General features: G+C 61.7%; 17 protein-coding genes. 16 read left to right on the top strand and 1 reads right to left on the bottom strand.

The genetic code is table 11. From position 1 onward, the window contains the following. The first annotated feature begins 442 nt into the window (after nt 1–442). From dnaE to lpxB, 16 genes are all read left to right on the top strand, one after another. A complete protein-coding gene (gene dnaE / locus ABAC460_RS37210) occupies nt 443–3,865 on the top strand; it encodes a DNA polymerase III subunit alpha (protein ID WP_023453798.1) in 3,423 nt (1,140 codons plus the stop codon). A 469-nt stretch (nt 3,866–4,334) separates the two neighbouring features. After that, nucleotides 4,335–5,141 (top strand): 30S ribosomal protein S2, encoded by an 807-nt coding sequence (gene rpsB, locus ABAC460_RS37205; protein WP_023453797.1) that lies wholly within the window; start codon nt 4,335–4,337, stop codon nt 5,139–5,141. A gap of 143 nt (nt 5,142–5,284) precedes the next feature. Then, complete coding sequence (gene tsf, locus ABAC460_RS37200) at nt 5,285–6,190, top strand: translation elongation factor Ts (RefSeq protein ID WP_023453796.1); 906 nt, start codon at nt 5,285–5,287, stop codon at nt 6,188–6,190. 203 nt (nt 6,191–6,393) lie between these two features. Beyond that, nucleotides 6,394–7,119, top strand: a complete 726-nt coding sequence (gene pyrH, locus ABAC460_RS37195) for a UMP kinase (RefSeq protein ID WP_023453795.1) — start codon at nt 6,394–6,396, stop codon at nt 7,117–7,119. A gap of 15 nt (nt 7,120–7,134) precedes the next feature. Beyond that, the gene (gene frr, locus ABAC460_RS37190; RefSeq protein WP_023453794.1) at nt 7,135–7,692 is read left to right on the top strand and encodes a ribosome recycling factor; all 558 of its coding nucleotides are present in this window, start codon (nt 7,135–7,137) and stop codon (nt 7,690–7,692) included. 56 nt (nt 7,693–7,748) lie between these two features. Next, complete coding sequence (uppS, locus tag ABAC460_RS37185; RefSeq protein ID WP_023453793.1) at nt 7,749–8,510, top strand: polyprenyl diphosphate synthase; 762 nt, start codon at nt 7,749–7,751, stop codon at nt 8,508–8,510. Between the two features lie 22 nt (nt 8,511–8,532). Next, nucleotides 8,533–9,339, top strand: coding sequence for a phosphatidate cytidylyltransferase (locus tag ABAC460_RS37180; protein WP_023453792.1), 807 nt, complete (start codon nt 8,533–8,535; stop codon nt 9,337–9,339). Then, nucleotides 9,339–10,541, top strand: coding sequence for a 1-deoxy-D-xylulose-5-phosphate reductoisomerase (dxr, locus tag ABAC460_RS37175; protein ID WP_023453791.1), 1,203 nt, complete (start codon nt 9,339–9,341; stop codon nt 10,539–10,541). The genes ABAC460_RS37180 and dxr overlap by 1 nt, the downstream gene beginning before the upstream one ends. A 27-nt stretch (nt 10,542–10,568) precedes the next feature. Further along, nucleotides 10,569–11,771 carry a M50 family metallopeptidase gene (locus ABAC460_RS37170; RefSeq protein ID WP_023453790.1) on the top strand — a complete coding sequence of 401 codons (1,203 nt, stop codon included), beginning with the start codon at nt 10,569–10,571 and terminating at the stop codon, nt 11,769–11,771. A 59-nt stretch (nt 11,772–11,830) separates the two neighbouring features. Next, complete coding sequence (gene bamA, locus ABAC460_RS37165) at nt 11,831–14,206, top strand: outer membrane protein assembly factor BamA (protein ID WP_023453789.1); 2,376 nt, start codon at nt 11,831–11,833, stop codon at nt 14,204–14,206. Between the two features lie 17 nt (nt 14,207–14,223). Next, a complete protein-coding gene (locus ABAC460_RS37160) occupies nt 14,224–14,913 on the top strand; it encodes an OmpH family outer membrane protein (protein WP_023453788.1) in 690 nt (229 codons plus the stop codon). 15 nt (nt 14,914–14,928) lie between these two features. Beyond that, entirely contained in the window at nt 14,929–15,957 is a 1,029-nt protein-coding gene (gene lpxD / locus ABAC460_RS37155) for a UDP-3-O-(3-hydroxymyristoyl)glucosamine N-acyltransferase (protein WP_031236849.1), read from the top strand. 8 nt (nt 15,958–15,965) lie between these two features. Then, nucleotides 15,966–16,472 carry a 3-hydroxyacyl-ACP dehydratase FabZ gene (fabZ, locus tag ABAC460_RS37150; RefSeq protein ID WP_031236848.1) on the top strand — a complete coding sequence of 169 codons (507 nt, stop codon included), beginning with the start codon at nt 15,966–15,968 and terminating at the stop codon, nt 16,470–16,472. Next, a complete protein-coding gene (gene lpxA / locus ABAC460_RS37145; RefSeq protein ID WP_023453785.1) occupies nt 16,469–17,260 on the top strand; it encodes an acyl-ACP--UDP-N-acetylglucosamine O-acyltransferase in 792 nt (263 codons plus the stop codon). The genes fabZ and lpxA overlap by 4 nt, the downstream gene beginning before the upstream one ends. Before the next feature lie 148 nt (nt 17,261–17,408). Then, complete coding sequence (locus ABAC460_RS37140) at nt 17,409–18,245, top strand: LpxI family protein (protein WP_023453784.1); 837 nt, start codon at nt 17,409–17,411, stop codon at nt 18,243–18,245. Between the two features lie 13 nt (nt 18,246–18,258). Continuing rightward, nucleotides 18,259–19,404: a lipid-A-disaccharide synthase gene (gene lpxB / locus ABAC460_RS37135; RefSeq protein WP_023453783.1), complete on the top strand. Its 1,146-nt coding sequence runs from the start codon at nt 18,259–18,261 to the stop codon at nt 19,402–19,404. Between the two features lie 40 nt (nt 19,405–19,444). Here lpxB and gltA read toward each other — a convergent pair whose 3' ends face one another. Next, nucleotides 19,445–20,734, bottom strand: coding sequence for a citrate synthase (gene gltA, locus ABAC460_RS37130; RefSeq protein WP_023453782.1), 1,290 nt, complete (start codon nt 20,732–20,734; stop codon nt 19,445–19,447). Nucleotides 20,735–21,039: the final 305 nt, after the last annotated feature.

Genomic DNA, 21,039 nt, shown 5'->3' with positions numbered 1-21,039 from the left:
CTGCTCCTCCCCGCTTGTCGGGGAGGCCGGGTGAGCGCCGCCGAGATATATCTCGGCAAGCGCAAGTCGAACGAGTGGAGCCCACAGGGCGGAGCGAGAGAGGTGCGGTGGGGGGGCTTACTTTGGGTGCTTGTGGACGACTGTGCAAGCCACGGACATTCCACCTCATAACTTGCAGAAGTTGTGAATAAAAACATCTATAAATTCAATGTTGTATATGATTTGTTCCCATAGTGAACAGATTTGTCTTGCGGTGAGAACAAATGGAGAATATAGAACAAAACGGGAATTACGCTGTCACAGGATGTGGACAAATGGTTGGTGCAGTTCATAACGTGTTGTCTTTCACCGCGGTTGCGGGTTTTGTCGTTTTCATGTGTCATCTGATGTCGCTGGCTGCCTGAGTCGCTGCCATGTGACCTTCAGGCCAGGAGCGTGAACCGTGAGCGAAGATTTCATTCATTTGCGTGTGCGCTCGGCCTATTCGCTCCTCGAAGGCGCGATCAAGGCCTATGATATGGGCAAGCTGGCCCACAAGAACGGCATGCCGGCCGTGGGAATCACCGACCGGTGCAATCTCTACGGCGGCCTCGAATTCTCTCAATCCTGCAAGGATTCCGGCGTCCAGCCCATTGTTGGCTGCGCGCTTCCCGTAAAAGGCATCGGCGGAACACCGTCGGAAAAGTGGGCCCGCATCCCGACCCTCGTCGTGCTGTGCCAGAACGAGCAGGGCTGGCTCAATCTCACCAAGCTGTCGTCGATCGCCTATGTCGATTCCGACAATATGGACGAACCCCACGTCACCTGGGATCAGGTGACAGCCCATAACGAAGGCCTGCTGCTGTTGTCGGGCAGCTATGACGGCCCGGTGGACGTTCTGTTTCGCCAGAATCGCCCGGACGAAGCCAGAACCGCGCTGAAAGCCATGCTGGAGGTCTTCGGCGACCGTTTCTATATCGAATTGCAACGTCATGACGGCCGCCCCAAGGGCAGCGCCACCGAAGCCGGTCTGGTCGAATTCGCCTACCAAAACGACGTCCCGCTGGTTGCCACCAACGATGTCTATTTTGCCGGCGCGGACATGTATCGTGCCCACGAAGCCCTGCTGTGCATCTCCGACAGCACCTTCATGGGCATCGAGGACCGCCGCCGTGTGACGAAGGACCACTGGTTCAAACCGGCCGCCGCCATGCGCGAACTGTTCGCCGACCTGCCGGAAGCCTGCGACAACACCATCGAAATCGCCCGCCGCTGCGCCTTCCTGGTCAACAAGCGCGACCCCATCCTGCCGCGCTTCGACACGGGCGCCGGCCGTAACGAAGACGAGGAACTGGCCTGGCAGGCCCGCGAAGGCCTGAAGATGCGCCTGAAACAGGTGAAATTGGCCTGTCCGGAAGAAGACTACTGGGCCCGCCTCGAACGCGAGATCGGCGTCATCCAGAAGATGGGCTTCCCGGGCTACTTCCTGATCGTTTCGGACTTCATCAAGTGGGGTAAGTCGCACGGCGTGCCGGTCGGACCGGGCCGCGGTTCCGGCGCCGGTTCGCTGGTCGCCTGGGCCCTGACCATTACCGACCTGGATCCGCTGCGTTTCGGCCTGCTGTTCGAACGCTTCCTCAACCCGGAGCGGGTCTCCATGCCCGACTTCGATATCGACTTCTGCCAGGAACGTCGCGAAGAGGTCATCTCCTACGTCCAGCACAAATACGGCCGCGACCGCGTGGCCCAGATCATCACCTTCGGTACGCTCCAGGCCCGCGCCGTGCTGCGTGACGTCGGCCGCGTGATGCAACTGCCCCTGGGCCAGGTCGACCGCCTGTGTAAAATGGTGCCGAACAACCCAGCCAACCCGACCACCCTGGCCCAGGCCATCGAGATCGAGCCGCGCCTGCGCGAAGCCCGCGACGACGACGAACAGGTCAAGAATCTGCTCGACACGGCGCTGAAACTGGAAGGCCTGTACCGCAACGCCTCAACCCACGCCGCCGGCATCGTTATCGGCGACCGCCCGCTGACCGAACTGGTCCCGCTGTACCGCGATCCGCGCTCCGACATTCCGGCCACCCAGTTTAACATGAAATGGGTCGAAAGCGCCGGCCTGGTCAAGTTCGACTTCCTCGGCCTGAAGACCCTGACCGTGCTGGACCGCGCCGAACGCTATCTGAAAAAGCGCGGCGTCGACATTAACTTCTCGACCCTGCCTTTGGATGATACGGCAACCTACGAATTACTTGCATCGGGCCAGTCGATCGGTGTGTTCCAGCTTGAAAGCCAGGGCATGCGCGACACCCTGCGCAAACTTCGCTGTTCGTCGCTCGAAGAAATCACCGCCCTGATCTCGCTCTATCGTCCGGGCCCGATGGACAATATCGACACCTATGTCGACCGTAAGTTCGGCCGGATCGAAATCGACATGCTGCACCCCAGCCTGGAGCCGGTGCTGAAGGAAACCTACGGCGTCATCATCTACCAGGAGCAGGTGATGCAGATCGCCCAGGTCCTGTCGGGCTACAGTCTCGGTGAAGCCGACCTGCTGCGCCGCGCCATGGGTAAGAAGAAGAAGGAAGAAATGGACCTGCAGAAGGTCCGCTTCATGTCCGGCGCCAAGGAGAAGGGCGTGCCGGAATCCCAGTCCGACTTCATCTTCGAACTGGTGAACAAGTTCGCCGGCTACGGCTTCAACAAGTCGCACGCCGCCGCCTACGCCTTCATCTCGTACCAGACTGGCTGGCTCAAGGCCAATCACCCGGTCGAGTTCTTCGCTGCCTCGTTCAGCCTCGATATCGCCAACACCGACAAGTTGGCCGTCTTCTATCAGGATGCCCGCCGCTTCGGCGTCACCATCGTGCCGCCGGACATCAACCGCTCCATGGCCGATTTCGACGTTGAAAACGGCGAACTGCTCTACGCTCTGGGCGCCATCCGCAATGTCGGCTTCGAAGCTATGCTGAGCGTGGTCCAGGCCCGCGAGGAGGGTGGCAAGTTCACCGACCTGTTCGACTTCCTCGAACGCATCGACCCCAAGGCGGTCAACAAGCGCGCCATCGAAAACCTGGCCAAGGCCGGCGCCTTCGACTCCCTCCACCCCAACCGCGCCCAGATCGTCGCGGCCGCCGACATGCTGATCGCCTATGCCCAAAGCGTGGCGGCCGAGCGCGCCTCATCCCAGGTCAGCCTGTTCGGCTCGACCGAGGCCTCGCGGCCACGCCTGCCCAAGGTTTCTGCCTCGGCGGGACCGGAGCAACTGGATGAGGAACTGGCCGCCATCGGCTTCTACCTGTCGGGCCACCCGCTGCAGGACATGGTCGACGTCTTCAAACGCCGCAAGATCACCCTCTATGCCGAAGCCATGGTGCTGGCGCTGGAAGGTCACGACGCTTTCCGTATGGCCGGCATCGTCCGCCGCCGCCAGGAACGTGCCGCGGCGGGATCGGGCGAGAAGTTCGCCTTCGTTACCCTGTCGGACCCCAGCGGTGAATACGAGGTCCTGTTCCCGCCGGAATCGCTGCGCCGTTGCCGCGACCAATTGGAACCAGGCGCCTCGATCATTCTCACCGTCCGCGCCAAAGGCAAGGAAGGGGAGGTGCGTTTCTTCGGCGACGGAGCGGGATCTATGGCGACCAGCCTCAAGACCGACGACCTGGGCCTGAAGCTGCATGTCTCGGCGCAGGTGATCGACCTGGCGGCGCTGCGGGCGCAACTGGAGGCGTCGAAACTGCCTAACGGCGGCAAGATCAGTTTGCTGAGCGACCTGGCGGGGCAAGGACAGATCGAGTTCGACTTGCCGCACCGCTACAGCCTGGACCCCCACCTGCGCGGCCGCCTGAAAGCCATGCCCGGCGTCCTCTACTTTGAAGACGTGTAAAGCGCGGAATGGAGAGCCAAACGCCCTCCTCTCCACGAAGTGGGGAGGGGAACCGCGAAGCGGTGGAGGGGTATCTTACCGTAGGCGAATTAGCCTCTTCAGGTTCAAATATATAATAATATTATACCTCCCCGTTATACGGGGTTTGGCGGAGCCGATGGGATCATTTGCTGGAAGCAAATGAGACGGTGGGGGATTTGGCCCGCCGGTGTTTCCATCATTCAATTCATTGCTGGTTCAAAGTGAGACCCAATCGGCTCCGGGGCGCAGCTCCCATCTCGTTACATCCGCCTCTATTTTCTTCCCGCATAGGCTTGATTTTTTCCGAATTTGTGAATAGGTGCACGCCATCTCACACGCAGACGCGCGCCATCTCCCTTCGGCGATTGCGTTCCGAGGCTTTCATCCGGCATGGGCTGGACGGGCTTTTCTGTCTGCGGAGGATTATCGGAAGAAGGATACTCTACCCATGGCTATGCCAGAAATCTCGATGCGCCTGCTGCTGGAAGCCGGCGCCCACTTCGGCCACCAGACCCACCGCTGGAACCCGAAGATGGAACGCTTCCTGTTCGGCGCCCGCTCGAACATCCACATTATCGACCTGTCGCAAACCCTGCCGCTGTTCCACCAGGCCCTGCTGAAGGCGCGCGAAGTCGCCGCCGCCGGCGGTCGCGTCCTGTTCGTCGGCACCAAGCGCCAGGCTCAAGGCCCGGTCGCCGTCGCCGCCAAGCGTTCGGCCCAGTACTATGTAAACCACCGCTGGCTCGGTGGCACCCTGACCAACTGGCGCACCATCTCGGGCTCGATCGCGCGCCTGCGTGAACTGGAAAACGTCCTGGACAGCAACCCAGCCGGCCGTTCCAAAAAGGAACTGCTGACCCTGACCCGCGAACGCGAAAAGCTGGAACTGTCGCTGGGCGGCATCAAGGACATGGGCGGCATCCCCGACCTGATGTTCGTGATCGACACCAACAAGGAATCGATCGCTATCCAGGAAGCCCGCAAGCTGAACATCCCGGTCATCGGCATCCTCGACTCCAACTCGGATCCGGACGGCATCACCTATCCGGTCCCGGGTAACGACGACGCCGCCCGCGCCCTGCAACTGTACTGCGACCTGATCGCCGACGCCGTCCTAGACGGCCTGGCCGCCGGTCAAGTGGCTTCGGGCGTCGACCTGGGCGCCGCCATTGCCCCGGTCGAACCGGCCATTGCCGCGCCGGAGCCCACCCCGGCCGCTGACGAAACCCCCGCGGACACTTCCGCCGAGGCCTAAGGCTACTTATTGCTGGCCGACGGAAGATCGGCCGATCGTTTCCGCGACAGCCCAGGACCGAACCGTCTTGGGCTGTCGCTAAATCTACACGTATCACCGCTATTGCAGCGGCGATTTACTCTTACTGATTCTGGAGGATTTCCATGGCTGAGATCACTGCTGCCCTGGTGAAGGAACTGCGCGAAAAGTCCGGCGTAGGCATGATGGACTGCAAGAAGGCGCTGTCGGAAAACAACGGCGACATCGAAGCATCCCTGGACTGGCTGCGCGCCAAGGGCCTGTCCAAGGCCGCCAAGAAGGCTGACCGCGTTGCCGCTGAAGGCCTCGTCGTCATCGCCACCGACGGCACGACCGCCGCGGCCGTCGAAGTCAACGCCGAAACTGACTTCGTTGCCCGTAACGACCTGTTCCAGGCCCTGGCTCGCGCGGCCGGCCAGGCGGCCCTGACGGCCAACTCGGCGGAAGAGGTTCACGCCTCGGTCGAAGACCAGATCACCCACCTGATCGCCACCATCGGTGAAAACATGATGGTCCGCCGCTTCGCCAAGCTGAGCGTTTCGCAGGGCGTCGTCGCTTCGTACATCCACAACGCCATCGCGCCGGACCTCGGCCGTATCGGCGTGCTGGTCGCTCTCGAATCGGCCGGCGATGTCGCCGTGCTGAGCGATGTCGGCCGCAAGATCGCCATGCACGTTGCCGCCACCCAGCCGCAATCGCTGAGCACGGACGACCTGGATCCGGCCGCGATCGAACGCGAAAAGGCGATCTTCACCGAGCAGGCCCTGGCGTCGGGCAAGCCGGCTCAGGTCGTTGAAAAGATGGTCGAAGGCCGTATCCGCAAGTTCTTCGAAGAAGTCGTGCTGACCAAGCAGGCCTTCGTGATGAACCCGGATCAGACCATCGAACAACTGGTCGCCGACACCGCCAAGCAACTGGGCACCCCGGTGACCCTGACGGCCTTCACGCGTCTCGCCCTGGGCGAAGGCGTCGAGAAGAAGCAGGACGACTTCGCCGCTGAAGTCGCTGCCATGACCGGCGGCGCCGCTTAATAGCCAGCCAGCCTCATGCCAAAAAGTGGATTGCAACTTTTGGGATAAACATGAGGCGTCACAAAATTCGCCACGAAAATGAACAGGGCGCGGACGTTTCGCAACGTTCGCGCCCTTTTCTTTGCAGACACAAAGCGCTAAACCCGGCACGGGGCGCGCCACCCAGGCCGATTCACTGGCCAGTTGATTCACCGGAGAGTATCATGACCGCGACGGCGGAGCTCAAATACAAACGCATCCTGCTCAAGATCTCCGGCGAAGTTCTGATGGGCGACCAGGGCTTCGGCATCGACATGAAGACGGTGCAGGCCGTAGCCGAGGAAGTCGCCGAAGTGGCGCGCCTGGGCGTGGAGCTGTGCCTGGTCATCGGCGGCGGCAACATCTTCCGCGGCCTGTCCAAGGCCGCCGTCGGCATGGAACGCTCCAGCGCCGACTATATGGGCATGCTGGCGACCGTCATGAACGCCCTGGCCATGCAGAACGCCCTGGAAAAGCAGGGCATCGACACCCGCGTCCAGTCGGCCATCCAGATGAATGCCGTGTGCGAGCCCTTCGTGCGCCGCCGCGCCATCCGCCACCTCGAAAAGGGCCGGGTTGTCATCTTCGCAGCCGGCACCGGCGCGCCTTACTTTACGACCGATACCGCCGCGGCCCTGCGCGCCGCCGAAATGACCTGCGACGCCCTGTTCAAGGGCACCTCGGTCGACGGCGTCTACACGGCCGACCCCAAAAAGGACCCGAAGGCCGAGCGCTACGAAAAACTGAACTATCTCGAAGTCCTTTCGCGCGACCTGAAGGTGATGGACGCCTCGGCCGTGTCGCTGATGCGCGAAAACGCCATCCCCATCGTCGTCTTTTCCATCCGCACGCCGGGCGCACTGAACGAGGTGATCCACGGCCGCGGCACCCACACCGTCATAACCAACTAGAAGAAGGGATCCACCATGGCAAAGCCCGATCTCAACCGCTACAAGGACCGCATGGACAAGGCCGTCCTGGCGCTGAAGGACGACTATTCCGGTCTGCGCACCGGCCGGGCCTCGGCCTCGCTGCTGGACCAGATTGTCGTCGACGCCTATGGCTCGACCATGCCACTGAACGCCTGCGCCGCCGTCAGCGTCCCCGAGCCGCGCATGATCAGCGTCAGCGTCTGGGACCGCGGCCTGACCGTCTCGGTCGAAAAAGCCATCCGTAATTCCGGCCTGGGCCTGAACCCGATCACCGACGGCCAGACCCTGCGCATCCCGATTCCGCCCCTGACCGAGGAACGCCGCAAGGACCTGGTCAAGATCGCCGGAAAATATGCCGAAACCCAGCGCGTCGCCGTGCGAAATGTCCGCCGCGAGGCCATGGACGACCTGAAGAAGGCCGAAAAGGCGTCTGAGATCAGCGAAGACGAAGAAAAGAAGGGCGGCACCGAGATCCAGGGCTTCACCGACTCCGCCATCAAGCGTATCGATGAGGTCCTTAAGGCCAAGGAAGCCGAAATCATGCAGGTTTAGGAATTCCTGAACTTTCGAAGTGTAGAATTGCGGGTGTGATAATGCCGTTAGGCCCCATGGATGCGCGTGAACCGTCCCGCCCGGAGAAACTCCCGGCGAAGCCGTTTCACGTCGCCATCATCATGGACGGCAACGGCCGCTGGGCCAAGGAACGCGGCCAGATCCGCACCGTCGGCCACAAGGCCGGGGTCGATGCGCTGAAACGCACCATCACAGCGGCCGTCGACCTGGGCGTCACCCATATGACGGTCTTTGCCTTCTCGACCGAGAACTGGCGCCGGCCGGAGGCTGAGGTCAGTGACCTGATGGGCCTGCTGCGGGCCTTTATCAAGGCCGATCTGGCCCGTCTCCGTCGTGAAGGCGTCTGCGTCCGCATCGTCGGCCAGGAAGCCGGTCTGCCCCGGGATATCGTCGACATGGTGGCCGACGCCCATGAGCAGACCAAGCACAATTCCCGCTTTTTCCTCCAGGTGGCGCTGAATTACGGCGCCCAGGCCGATATCGTCGAAGCGGCCAAGATCCTGGCTCACAAGGCAAAAGCCGGTGAAATCGACCCGTCCGCCATCACCGCCGACAGCTTTGCCAACAGCCTGTCGACGCACGGCCTGCCGCCCCTGGACCTGCTGATCCGGACCTCGGGCGAGCACCGGTTGTCGAACTTCCTGCTGTGGGAAGCCGCCTATGCCGAGTTCGTTTTTCAGGACATTCTCTGGCCAGATTACGGCCACGACGCGCTGAAACAGGCGCTGGACATCTTTGCCCGGCGTAACCGCCGTTTTGGCGCCGTGGATCCGGGACATGCCGCCCAGCCCGCCTGAAACCCCCGCAAAAAAGCCGTTTATGGGTAAACGTGGCCGCGAACTGTTGGTGCGCGTCGCCTCGGCCTTTGTCCTGATCCCGCTGGTCCTGGGCATTCTCTGGCTGGGCGGAGGCTGGTTCCTCACCCTGATCAGCGTCGGGGTTGCCTTGCTATGCATCGAATGGGGCCTGATGGCCTCGCCCAACGCCGGCGCCCGCCTGGCCGCCGCCCTGACGATTGCCGCCCTGGCCGCCCTCTTTACCGGCTATCTCGGCCATCCGGTCCTGTCCTTCCTGATCCTTTTGTTCGGCGCCCTGTGCACCGGGCTCTACGGCTATCGCCTGGGCGCCGGCTGGATGGATGCGGCCTACGGCGTCCTCTATGTCGGATTTCCGGCCATCGTCATCATGTGGCTGCGCGAATCCAATAACGGCCTGGCCTGGGTGATGTTCGCCTTCCTGATCGCCTGGGCGTCGGACAGCGCCGCCTATGTCACCGGAAAGCTGGTCGGCGGACCGAAACTGTGGCGCCGCTTCAGCCCTAATAAAACCTGGTCGGGCTTTGCCGGCGGCATGATCGCCGGCATGATGACGGCCGCCGCACTCAACGATCTGACCCACCTGTTCAAACACAACACCTCACCGCTGGTTGTCGGGGTGGTCGTCTCCCTGGCCACCATGGCGGGAGATCTGTGGGAATCGGCCCTGAAACGCCGCTTCGGCGTCAAGGACGCCGGCAGCCTGATTCCCGGCCATGGCGGGCTGATGGACCGTGTGGACGGGCTTATGTTTGCCATTGTCGCCCTGGGGGGTATAAGGTTGCTCGTCCTTTTGGGTACCGAAATCTGATGACACGGCGCATTTCCATCCTGGGTTCGACCGGGTCCATCGGGGTTTCGACCCTGCGCCTGCTCGACGAAGCCGGCGGCGACTTCGCCATCGAAGCCCTGATCGGCGGCCGCAATGTCGACCTGCTGGTCGAACAGGCGCTCAAATACCGGCCCGCCATCACCGTCCTGGCCGATCCGTCGCAGTGGCCGGTGCTGCGCGACCGCCTGGCCGGCACCGGCCTGGAGATCGCCTGCGGGGAAGACGCCGTCATAGCCGCCGCCGGCCGCACGACCGACCTGGTCATGGCCGCCATTGTCGGCATCGCCGGCCTGAAACCCACCTGGGCGGCAGCAGCCACCGGCGCGACCCTGGCCCTGGCCAACAAGGAAAGCCTGGTCTGCTGCGGCCGCGCCCTGATCGACCGCGTCGAAGCTCATGGCGGCCGTGTCCTGCCGGTCGATTCCGAGCACAACGCCATCTTCCAGGTCCTGGACGCCACCCAGAGAGACAAGATCGCCCGTCTGATCCTGACGGCCTCAGGCGGGCCATTCTTCGGCCGGACGCCCGCCGAACTGGCCCAGGTCACGGTCGAACAGGCGCTGAAACATCCCAACTGGTCGATGGGCGCCAAGATCACCATCGATTCCGCCACCCTGGCCAACAAGGGCCTGGAACTGATCGAAGCGGCCTATCTGTTCGACATGCCGGCCGCCGCAATCGACGTGGTGATCCACCCGCAATCCGTGGTCCACAGCCTGGTCGAATATCGCGACGGCTCCAGCCTGGCGCAGCTGGGCCCGCCGGATATGCGCGTGCCGATCAGCTACTGCCTGGGCTGGCCCGACCGCATCGCCTGGCAGGCGCCGCGGCTGGACCTGGTCAAGATGGCCAGTCTCAGCTTTGCCGCGCCAGACGAAAACGCCTTCCCGATGCTGCGCCTGGCGCGCCAGGCCCTGGAGGCCGGGGAGGGGATGACGACGGTTTTCAACGCGGCCAATGAGGTCTGCGTGCAGGCCTTTCTGGACCGCCGTATCGGTTTTTTACAAATCGCCGATTATGTCGAAACTGCCATGATGCGGGCTCAATTGCCGACTATCTCTTCCAAGGATCACACAAGTCGTGATATGTCCTGCGACAGAATGACTCTGGCCCTGGATATAGATGCTCAGGTGCGGCGGTTGGTACAGGACCTTTTCGTCTCCGCGCGCCAGCATGTGTAAGGAAACGGTAAGTATGGAGGACGGTGCATGCTAATCTACATCATTTGCATACCCGTGTTCCTGATCATCATTTCGCTGATCGTGACCTTCCATGAACTGGGGCACTATTCGGTTGCGCGCCTGTTCGGCACGCGCATCGAACGGTTCTCGGTCGGCTTCGGCAAGATTCTCCTGCGCCGCAAGGACAGGCGCGGCACCGAATGGTGCATCAGCGCGCTGCCGCTGGGCGGCTATGTCAAGTTTGCCGGCGATGAGAATGTCACCTCGATGATGCCGTCGGCCGAGGAACTGGAAGCCTCGCGCGAAGCCATTACCCGGCGTGAAGGGGCGGCAGCGGTCGGTGAATATTTCCATTTCAAGCCGCTGTGGCAGCGTTTCCTTATCGTCCTGGCTGGGCCGGTCTTCAACTTCATCCTGGCGATCGCCATTTTCTTCGTCCTGACGGCGGCCCTTGGCCAGGTTACCAGCCGGCCGACCGTCCAGGTCGTGACCGCCGGCAGTCCAGCCGAGGCCGCCGGTCTAAAGCCGCGCGACGTCATTCTGGCCGTGGAAGGCAAGGCGATGAATACCGGCGCGGACGTTGTCCGGGCCATCGCCTTGCGTGCCGAAACTCCAACACGGATTACGGTCCAGCGTGCCGACACGACCCTGGTGCTCACCGTTACGCCGCGCAGAGACTATCTGCACGCCAACGGTAAGCAACTGAATGTCAAGGGGGGCGTAACGGGTGTTGCCATATCGGAAACTCCGGTCGCCCGCCGGGTCAGCCTGGGGCAGGCCGCGGTTCTCAGCGTGGCGCAGACCTGGGATGTGCTGGACACCAACCTGACCTATATTGGCCGTATCTTTGTCGGCAAGGAAAACGGCGACCAGATCGGCGGCATCGTCGGCATGACCAAGGCCACGGGCGACATGACGACCGAAATCGTCGCCTTAAAGCAACCCTGGCATATCACGCTGGCGAATCTGCTAATTAACGGCGTCAACATGATGGCCGTCATTTCGATTGCCGTCGGTTTCCTCAATCTTTTACCCATTCCCATGCTCGACGGTGGCCACCTGGCCTTCTATCTCTGGCAGGGTGTGACCAGAAAGCCCGTTTCGCCGGAAATCCAGAATGCGGCCTTCCGAATTGCCGTAGTGCTGGTATTAGGCTTAATGACGTTCGCCTTATGGAACGATTTAAATAATACAGGACTGGTTAAGTTCCTCGGGGGGTTGTTTTCATGATGCAGACGACGCGTCCCGTTGCTAGTTCTTCACCCAGGTCCACGCAGACAAGAGGCCCCATGACCCTTTCCCGCTCCCTTACCCTTGGCGTCAGCGTCCTGGCACTGGCCGGTCTGACCGTCGCCGCCACCGGGGTCGAAGCGCGCACCTTCCTGCAGGACGAACCGGCCGGCGCGCGCCAGGCCGTCGCGACCGCCTATGTCAGCGCCATCCGGGTCGAAGGCAACGAGCGTATCGACAGCCAGACCATCGTCTCCTACCTGCCGTTCCAGGCCGGCGCGACGGTCGATGCCGAACTGATCGACACGGCCGTCAAGACCCTCTACCGCACCGACCTGTTCTCGGACGTCCAGATCCAGATGCAGGGCAGCGAGATGGTGGTGACCGTGGTCGAAAGCCCGATCATCAACCAGGTGGTCTTCGAAGGCAACAAGGCCATGACCAAGGACAAGCTGCGCGAGGAAGTGCAGATTCGTCCGCGTGGTGTCTTCACCAAGGCCAAGGTCCAGGAGGATGTCCAGCGCATTGTCGAACTGTACCGCAAGGGCGGCCGCATCTCGGCGACCGTGACACCCAAGATCGTCGAACTGCCGCAAAAGCGCGTCGACCTGATCTTTGAAATCGACGAAGGCCCCAAGACCGGCGTGTCGCAGATCAACTTCGTCGGCAACAAGGCTTTCTCCGACAACGACCTGAAGGGCGTCGTCGTGACGCAGAAGTCGTTGTGGTGGAAGTTTTTCTCGTCGAACGACAACTACGATCCGGACCGGATGGACTACGACCGGGAGCAGCTGCGCAAGTTCTACACCAACCGCGGCTATTACGACTTCCGCATCATCTCGGCCGTGGCCGAACTGACGCCGGACCGCAAGGACTTCGTGATCTCCTACACCCTGGACGAAGGCGAAAAGTACAATTTCGGCCGCATCACCATCAAGACCGATAACGACAAGCTGAAGGCGGAAAACCTGCAGCGTTCGGTCGCGATCCGCCCGGGCCAGCTGTATGAAAGTGACCGCGTCGAAAAGGCGGTCGATGACCTGACCTTCGCCGCCGGGTCTTCGGGCTTCGCCTTCGTTGACATCCGTCCGCAGGAAGAAGCCGATCCGAACACCAAGAAGGTCGACCTGGTTTTCAACGTGCACGAAGGTGCGCGCGTCTATATCGACAAGGTCAATATCGTCGGCAACACCCAGACCCTGGACCGCGTGGTCCGCCGCCAGATGCTGGTGTCCGAAGGCGACGCCTACAACAAGGCGCTCCTGGAACGGTCCCGTATCTACATCGCCGGCCTCGGCTTCTTCAAGGAAGGCGAAGAGGGCGTCAAGATCAGCGAGAAGCCGTCTCCGGCCGCCGGCAAGACCAATATCGAGGTCGCCGTGATCGAACAGCCGACCGGCGAACTGTCGTTCGGCGCCGGTTTCTCGTCGATCCAGAAGTTCATCCTCGACATCGGCATCTCGCAGCGTAACTTCCGCGGTACCGGCCAGGACGTCCGCGCCCGTATCCAGACGGGTTCGATCCAGAAGGACATCGACTTCTCCTTCACCGAACCGCGCTTCATGGGCCGTAACGTCTCGGCGGGCTTCGACATCTTCTCCAGCTCTTACCGCTATCGCGGCGTCGACTTCCGCACGGAATCCAGCGGTGCCGGCCTGCGCCTGGGCTATAACCTGAACGGTTACTCGGTCCTGCGCCTGCGCTACAACATCCGTAAGGACTATATCTCGACCACGGCGAACAACTGCGACAGCCTGCTGTACAGCTGCGGCAACGGCCTGACCTCATCGGTCGGTTATTCGCTGTCCTACGATCGCCGTAACGACTTCATCCAACCGACGCGTGGCTGGAACGCCGTCCTGCGCCAGGACATCGCCGGCCTGGGTGGTGACGTGAAATATGTCGCGACCGAAGGTGAAGCGCACTGGTACCATGGCTTCCGCAAGGACATGATTTTGCACGTGTCCGGCTCTGCGGGTACCAAAGTGCCATGGGGCGGTGACTCGGTCCGCATCAACGACCGCTTCTTCAAAGGCGGTGATACGATGCGCGGCTTCGAATATGCCGGTATCGGTCCGCGCGACATCAATTCGACCTACGCCCTGGGCGGCCAAACCTATGCGATCGGTTCGGCCGAACTGGGTATTCCCAACGGGTTGCCGGACCAATACGGCCTTAAAACGGCTTTATTTCTCGATATAGGTACCCTTGGAGGTATCGATAAGTCGCTTAAGGTCTACGGTCCGGGCACCAATACGCCGGGGCAGATCAATACCAGCATCAAGGACGATTACACCGCCCGTGTTTCCGCGGGTATCACCATCCGGTGGAAGTCGCCCATGGGCCCGATCCAGTTCGATCTCAGCCAGGTTCTGTCCAAGGCTGATTACGATAAGGTCGAAACCTTCCGCTTCTCGCAATCCACTCAATTCTAAAAAAAAGCATCCTCACCATGACCAAGACATCTCTCGTCGCTCTCGCCGGCGTTCTGGCCCTGACCGCCGCGGGTCAGTCCTTTGCTCAAACCGCGCCGACCCCGCCGTCCTTTGGCGCCGCCATCCCGGGCCAATGCGTCCTCGACACCGGCAAGGCCCTGGCGGATTCGAAGCTGGGCCAGCAGGCCAATGCCCGCCTGGCGCAACTGCAGGCGCAGGTTAAGGCTGAGGTGAGCGGGGAAAGCGAAGCCCTGCAGGCAGAAGAAAAGCAGCTCCAGGACACCCAGAAGACCGCCACGGCCACCGAGGCGGGCAAGAAGCAATGGGAAGGCAAGGTTCAGGCCTGGGCTGCCAAGGGCGAAGCCTGGCAGCGCAAGGTCCAGCTGCGCGAAGAAGAACTGCGCTACACCAGTCAGGTCGCGATCAACGCCGTCATGGAAAAGATGATCCCTCAGATCAACACCGTGGTGACGCAAAACAAGTGTTCTATGGTGGTTCGCGCCGAAGGTCTGTTGCAATACCAGATGACCGGGCCTAACAATCAGCCGGTCGAAGTCGTCTATGTGAATCCATCCATGGACATCACCGCTGCGGTTGTGCAGAAGATGGACGCTTCGGGCGATCAGTTGCCGCAAATCAACCGCGTCAACCTTGAACAACAAGCCGCGCAGGCCCAGGCTGCTCAAGGGGCCGCGCCTAAGAAATAACGAGTTGACTGCCATATGCCTGATCTGCGCTTTTTTGATATCGGTTCAAAAATAGACCTCGATCAGGTAGCGGCGTTGACATCGACGCGCCTGGGTGTACCGGGCAGGAAGGGGAGCGGGTTCGTAACGGCCTGCGCCCCTTTATCTTTGGGAGGGCCGGGTAAGGCCGCCTTCTTCTCGGATCGCCGCTACCTGACCAATCTGCACCGGACCGAGGCCGAATTCGTCTTCGTCCATTCCGATTACATCGACCATGTTCCGGACCGGAGTGTCCCCATCATCAGTCCGGCGCCCCAGGCGTCGTGGGCGCGGTTGGCTGCGCGGCTTTACCGGCCGCGCATGCACGAAGGCGCTTCGCCCGTGCACCCCAGCGTCAAACGCGAGGACGGGGTCATGCTGGGCGTCGGGGTCGTGATCGGCCAGGACGTCGAGATTGGCGCCGGCACGCGGATAGAAGCCTATGCCGTGATCGGTCCGGGCGTCCGTATCGGGCGAGACTGCCACATCGGCGCCCACAGCACCATTTATTGCGCGTTGTTGGGTGATCGGGTTCAGCTTTCGTCGGGTGTGCGAATCGGTGAGGCCGGTTTTGGCGTGTCGGGTGACGCGCGCGGGCTGGTCGATGTGCCGCAACTGGGGCGGGTCATCCTGCAGGACGATGTCAGTATCGGCGCGGGGACCTGCGTCGACCGGGGCGCGTTCGAGGATACGATCGTGGGAGAAGCCACCAAGATCGACAATATGGTCCAGATTGCGCACAATGTGCGCATCGGGCGCAACTGCATCGTGGCTGCCCATTCGGGCCTGTCGGGATCGGTGCGGATCGGTGACGGCGCCATGTTCGGCGGACGTGCCGGAATTATCGACCATATTGAAATTGGGGCTGGTGCCAAGGTTGCCGCTGGGGCAATTGTGTTTAAGGATGTGCCGCCCGGCGCCATGGTGTCGGGTTTCCCGGCCAAGCCCTCGCGGCAGTTCCTGCGTGAAGTGGTTTGGCTGGAAAAGAATGCGGCGGTCAAGGAGTCCGGCAAGGACAAAGGATGATGGATACGATGACGACAACTGAGCAGGATGTGCCGGGAACTGAGGTGGAGACGGGGACTCCGCAAGCCGGCGTGGCGGTGGATTACGCCGAGATCCTGAAGCGCATCCCGCATCGCTATCCCTTTTTGCTGATCGATCGCGGTGAGAACTGGGTCAAGAACAAGTCGATGACGGGCATCAAGAACGTCACCTTCAATGAGCCATTCTTCAACGGGCATTTTCCGGAAAACCCGGTCATGCCCGGTGTGTTGCTGATCGAGGCCATGGGCCAGACCGGCGCCGTGCTGATGTCGAAATCTTTGGACGTAGAAGTTGAAGGCAAGACCATCTTCTTTATGTCGGTGGATGGTGTACGGTTCCGCAGCCCGGTACGTCCGGGCGACGTGGTGCGCATGCCGGTTGAAGTGGTGCGTCATCGCGGCGATGTCTTCAAGTTCCGCGGTGAGGCCTATGTCGGCGATAAGATCGTCTGCGAGGCCGAATTTGCGGCTATGGTGGTCGAGAGTCCAAAATGACGGTTACAATTCACCCGACGGCGATCGTGCACGAGGGGGCTAAGCTGGGCGAAGGGGTTCATGTCGGGCCCTATTGCATTGTCGGGCCCCAGGTGACGCTGAAGGACCGGGTGAATTTGAAGTCCCACGTCGTGATCGACGGGATTACCGAGATCGGGGCCGAGACGGTCGTTCATCCGTTTGCCTGCCTGGGCGGTCCGCCGCAGCACCTGGCGCACAAGGGCGAACCGACGCGCCTGGTGGTCGGCGAGCGCAACCTGGTCCGCGAGCATGTCATCATGCATACGGGCACCGAAAAGGGCGGCGGGATTACCGAAGTCGGCAATGACTGCATGTTCATGTCGGGGTCGGGCATCGCCCACGACTGTATTCTCGGCAACAACGTGATTTTGGCGAACCTGGCCAGCGTCGGCGGCCATGTGAAAATCGGGGACTTCGTGTTCCTGGGCGGATCGTGCGCGGTGCACCAGTTTGCGCGCCTGGGCCGGTACTGCTTCATCGGCGGCGGGGCCGTGGTGACCAAGGACGTCATTCCCTATGGGTCGGTGTGGGGCAACCACGCGCGACTGGAAGGGCTGAACCTGGTGGGCCTGAAGCGCCGTGGTTTCTCGCGTGAGCTGATCCTGGCGCTGCGGACGGCCTATCGCATGATGTTCGCCGAGGAAGGGACCTTCCAGGAACGGCTGGACGATGTGCTGGAGAATTTCTCGGATATCGACCAGGTGGTGGAGATCGTGCGGTTTATCCGGGAGGATTCGACAAGGCCGATTTGTTTGCCATCGGATTGACGCTGTCGCGTTATGGGGTTTGGGGCCCGTGGCCCCATGCCTTCCCTTTTTCTTTTTCTTGACCCGGCCCAAAGGGCCAGGGATCAAGAAAAAGAAGTAGAAAAAGACGTGGGGTCGCGGACCCCACACCCCATTACAGGACAGCGCCATGTCGACTGCCAACAAACTCGCCCTCATCTCCGGCGGCGGCGCGCTCCCCATCGAAGTCGCGCAATATCTCGCAAAAACAAACCGGCCCTACACCGTCGTCCGCATCGACGGCCTTTCCGACCCGCACCTGAACGACCACCCCGGCCATACCCTCGGCCTCGGTGACTTCGCGAAACTGTTCGAGATTCTGGCGACCGAGCAATGCAAGGCGGTCACCATGTGCGGCTACGTTCAGCGTCCCGACTTCGACGACATGAAGAAGGAACACGGCGCCGACCACCTGACCAGCATCCAGTCGGCCGGCCGGGGTGGCGACGACTCCCTCCTGCGCCAGGTCGCCAAGGTTATCGCCTCGCAAGGCTACGACATTGAAGGCGCCCACGAAGCCAACCCCGAACTCCTGCTGGGAAAGGGCCTCCAGGCCGGTCCCGATCCATCCGCGGAAGCCATGGAGGACGCCCAGGAAGCCATGCGCATCGCCACCGCTATCGGTGCCCTCGACATCGGTCAGGCGGTTGTCGTCGCCGGCCGCATTACCCTGGCCGTCGAAGCCCAGGAAGGCACCCAAAATATGCTCCGCCGCATAGCTACCCTGCCACACGCCCTCCGTGGCTCGATCGCCAACCGCAAGGGTGTGCTCGCCAAGCTCGCCAAGCCCATCCAGGACCTGCGCCTCGACATGCCGACCATCGGCGTTTCCACCATCGAAGACGCCGCCGCCGCCGGCCTTTCCGGTATTGTCGCCCGCGCCGGCCACCTGCTGGTCGTCGACAAGGCCACGACTCATGCCCGCGCCGCCGAACTGGGCGTCTTCCTCTACGGCCACCATGACTAAGCCGCTCAAAATCATGCTGATCGCCGCCGAAGCCTCCGGCGACATGCTGGGCGCCGGCCTGATGGTCGAACTGCGCAAACAGGCGCCCGACATTGCCTTCACCTTTGTCGGCGTCGGCGGCGCCCGCATGGCCGAGCAGGGCGTTCAAAGCCCCTTCGACATCGCACAACTATCCATCCTGGGCATGCTGGAAGGCCTGAAAGCCCTGCCGAGGGTCAATGCTCGCGTCCGCGACACAGCCGCCCTGGCCGCTGCGGAAAAGCCCGACGCTGTGGTCCTGATCGATTCCTGGGGCTTCACCCTGCGCGCCGCCCACGCTATCCGCAAAATCATGCCCAAGGTGCCGCTGATCAAATATGTCGGCCCCCAGGTCTGGGCCACCCGCCCGGGCCGCGCCAAAACCCTGGCCAAGGCTGTCGACCTGCTTCTGGCGCTCCACCCGATGGACGCGCCCTATTTCGAGCGTGAAGGCCTCAAAACCGTCGTTGTCGGCAACCCCGCGCTCAATGTCGACTTCTCCAAAGCCGATCCGGACGCCTTCCGCCGCAAGATCGGCATTGAACCCGATGCCCCGCTGCTGATGGTGCTGCCAGGCTCGCGGCCGGGGGAAATCAAACGCCTGCTGCCGACCTTCGTCGAAACCCTGCTGGCCCTAAGTAAGTCTCGCCCGGACCTGACACTTGTCATGCCTGTGGCCGAAACCGTCCGCAACCTGGTCGTCCCGGCGGTCAAAGACCTGCCGCTACGTTTGCATCTGATCGAGAACGAAGACGACAAATATTCAGCCATGCAGGCGGCGACCCTGGCCCTGGCGTGCTCGGGCACGGTGTCGACCGAACTCGCCCTGGCCGGCTGCCCGATGATAATAGCCTATAGGGTCGAACCCCTGACCTGGTGGATTTTCAAGAACATTGCCACGATCAAATACGTGACTCTGTTCAACATCACCGCAGATAAGGAGATCGCGCCGGAATTCATCCAGCCGGCCTGCACGCCGGACAACCTTCTCAAGGCCATCAACGAACGTCTGGATGACAAAGCCGTGCGCGACCAACAGATCGCGGAACAGTTCAAAGCCCTGGACCTGATGGGCCGCGGCCAGCGCCCGCCGGCGGAAAAAGCGGCGAGGGCGGTCCTGGACTTTCTGCAAATCCCATAAAAAAGCCCGGAACCATCGGTTCCGGGCTTTTCTGTCTCAATTAGCCGCGCGAGGAAATCGGCACGTAATCGCGTTGCGTCGCGCCGGTATAGAGCTGGCGCGGACGGCCGATCTTCTGCGAAGGATCCTCGATCATTTCCTTCCACTGGGCGATCCAGCCGACCGTGCGCGCCAAGGCGAACAGCACGGTGAACATGGTGGTCGGGAAGCCCATGGCCGACAGGGTGATGCCGGAATAGAAGTCGACGTTCGGATACAGCTTGCGCGAGATGAAGAAATCGTCGCTCAGCGCCACCTGCTCCAGTTCCTTGGCGACCTGGAACAGCGGATCGTTCGGATCACCAACCGCCGCCAGGACCTCATCAGCCGACTGCTTCATCACGGTCGCGCGCGGGTCGTAGTTCTTGTAGACGCGGTGACCGAAGCCCATCAGGCGGTACTTGCGGTCCTTCACGCCGGCGACGAATTCCTTGACGCGCTCGGGTGTTCCGATTTCCTTCAGCATGTTCAGCGCCTCTTCGTTGGCGCCGCCGTGGCTGGGGCCCCACAGGCAGGCAATGCCGGCGGCGATACAGGCGAACGGATTGGCGCCCGACGAACCGGCCAGGCGGACGGTCGAGGTCGAGGCGTTCTGCTCGTGGTCGGCGTGCAGGATGAAGATACGGTCCATGGCCTTGGCCACGACCGGATTGACGACATACTCTTCGGCCGGCACGGCGAAGCACATGCGCAGGAAGTTTTCGGTGTAGCTCAGCTTGTTCAGCGGATGTACGAAGGGCTGGCCGACGCTGTACTTGAAGGCGCGGGCGGCGATGGTCGGCATCTTGGCGATCAGGCGGTGGGCCGAGATTTCGCGCTGGCGCAGGTCATGGATGTCCAGGCTGTCGTGATAGAAGGCCGACAGGGCGCCGACCGCGCCGGTCATCACGGCCATCGGGTGGGCGTCGCGGCGGAAGCCCGAGAAGAAGCGGTCGAACTGCTCATGCAGCATGGTGTGACGGGTAATCGTCGTCTCGAACTGCTCGTACTCGGCCGCCTGCGGCAGTTCGCCATGCAGGAGCAGGTAGCAGACTTCGAGGAAGCTGGACTTTTCGGCCAGTTGCCCGATCGGATAGCCGCGGTGCAGCAGGACACCGGCGTCGCCATCGATAAAGGTAATCTTGCTTTCGCACGACGCTGTCGAGGTAAAACCCGGGTCGTAGGTGAAAGCATCCGTCTCCGCATAAAGCTTGCGAATGTCCAGAACGTCCGGACCCAGCGTGCCTTTCGAGACGGGAAGGGTGATGGTCTTGTCGCCAAGTGTCAGTTGAGCAGGAGAAGTCTGGGTCATGTACGCTTGCCCCTAAAATTTTGTGTTTGTGCGGCGCAATGAGATTTGCGCTGCGCCTGCTATATAAACTGTGATCCCAAATGAAAAGAGGGTCATTAAGGATTGTCGGACAGCCGTCCCTTCATGCGGGACGAAAAGGGCCTGAAATGATCGTCAACGGAGGATTTGTTTCAGGCCGGTGCACAAACGCCTGTGGATGAGGATTGCTAACATATTCATTTGCAATATTTTTTTTTGATCTTCTGTGTCGGCTCCGGCTCGCTCCGTACACGCTTTTGTGAAGCAAGAGCGCCGTCGCGCGGCGT

Origin of the sequence: Asticcacaulis sp. AC460 (genome assembly GCF_000495795.1) — a bacterium.
In the GTDB taxonomy this organism is placed as follows: Bacteria; Pseudomonadota; Alphaproteobacteria; order Caulobacterales; family Caulobacteraceae; genus Asticcacaulis.
This window is presented reverse-complemented; position numbering and strand designations above follow the sequence as displayed.